The organism is Nodosilinea sp. P-1105 (assembly GCF_012911975.1).
Classification (GTDB): domain Bacteria; phylum Cyanobacteriota; class Cyanobacteriia; order Phormidesmidales; family Phormidesmidaceae; genus Nodosilinea.
Genome location: NZ_SMDQ01000151.1, coordinates 1 through 1763, shown reverse-complemented (window position 1 = coordinate 1763; position 1763 = coordinate 1). Strand labels below are relative to the sequence as shown.

The window sequence follows — 1763 nt, the reverse complement described above, 5'->3', positions numbered from 1 at the left end:
GCCAATTAGGTTAGATTTGGGCTATGGAAACTCCTCTAACCGTTATCACAGAACGGGTTGACGATATTCCCCTGCTGCTGGCTCAACTGCAGCGGATGGAGGTACAACCCCTGCTTGACGACTACTTTCCGACTCATGGGAACTGGCAAGGCTTGAGTTTAGGTCATGTAGCGGTGGTCTGGCTGAGCCACATTTTATCCCAAGGGGATCACCGATTGAATCGGGTTCAAGACTGGGTAGGGCGACATCAGGAAACCTTGGAACAGGGTTTACAGCAACCGGTTCGCGCCCTTGACCTGAGCGACGACCGCTTAGAAAGCGTGTTGCGATATCTCAGTGACGATGCCCAATGGAGGTTGTTTGAACCGGCTTTGAACCAGCGCCAGATTCAGGTGTACGACCTGCACCCCAAGCGGTTGAGACTCGATAGCACCAGCGTCAGTGGCGACTGGGCGGTAACTGAGGACGGGCTGTTTCAGTATGGCCATAGCAAAGACCATCGCCCCGACCTGCCCCAACTGAAGCTGATGCTGGCGACGCTCGACCCGCTCGGATTGCCGATAGCAACCGAGATTGTCCCCGGACAGAAAGCCGACGACCCCCTCTATATCCCGGCCATTGAGCAAGTGCGCCAGACCCTCAGCCAGTCTGGGTTGCTCTATGTCGGGGACAGCAAGATGGCCAGCTTAAAGACCCGTTGCTTTCTCCAGGCCACAGGCGACTACTATCTCTGTCCGCTCGGTGGAACTCAGCTCAAGGCGGAGGTGCTGCAAGCCTATCTAGACCCGGTGGAGCAAGGAACCGTCGAGTTGCAGGAGATTCACTATGACTATGCTGACGGTCATAGCGCGCTGATTGCCAAGGGCTATGAGCAGACTCAGCTCCGCACGGAGGTGTGGGATGGGCAAACCTGGAGTTGGTCGGAGCGACAGTTGGTCGTCTACTCCCTGGCCTATGCTCAATCCGCGCAACAGGCCTTCCAAACCCGCCTTGAACACGCTCAGACCGCCCTAGCCGCGCTTAACCCATCGCGACGGGGTCAGAAAGTTTTTCCTGACGAGGACGCTTTAGCGCAAGCCGCCGAGGCGATTCTCACCCGCTACCGGGTTAAGGCCTACCTTCACCTCACCTACGAGGAACAAGTAGAACACCACACGGTGCGTCGCTACCGTGACCGCCCCACTCGGGTCGTGGAGCAGCGCCGTTTCCAAGTGAATTACACCCTCGATACCGAGGCTATCGACCAGCAGAGGCGAACCTTGGGCTGGCGGGTCTACGTCACCAATCATCCCGAAGCCACGTTATCCCTACCGCAAGCAGTCACCGCCTACCGGCAAGAATACGTGGTGGAACACAGCTTTGCCCGCCTCAAAGGCCATCCCCTCTCCCTCTCCCCCATGTACTTACAGCGTGAAGACCACATCAAAGGGCTCATTCGCTTGCTCTCGATTGCGTTGCGGCTGTTAACGCTGATGGAGTTCCAGGTCCGTCAAGCCTTGGCTGACCACCAAGACTCTCTCTCAGGGCTCTATCCGGGTAATCCCAAGCGGGCGACAGCTCGTCCCACAGCCGAATTACTGTTGGCCAGTTTTCGTGATATTACCCTGGTGATGGTAAACGTCCGAGGGCAAACCTATGCCCATATCACCGAACTGACGCCTTTACAGTTCCGTATCCTACAGGCCCTCAACTTCCCGGTGAGTATTTACACTCGGCTGGGGCCAGAATCTGAGGAACCTCCTTAGAAATGAGCGAACCGGGAG

The 1763-nt window shown here is 56.8% G+C and carries 1 protein-coding gene; it reads left to right on the top strand.

The genetic code is table 11. The features are described from left to right. The first annotated feature begins 23 nt into the window (after positions 1–23). Entirely contained in the window at positions 24–1745 is a 1722-nt protein-coding gene (locus tag E1H13_RS26430; protein WP_169617941.1) for an IS1634 family transposase, read from the top strand. Positions 1746–1763 lie beyond the last annotated feature (18 nt).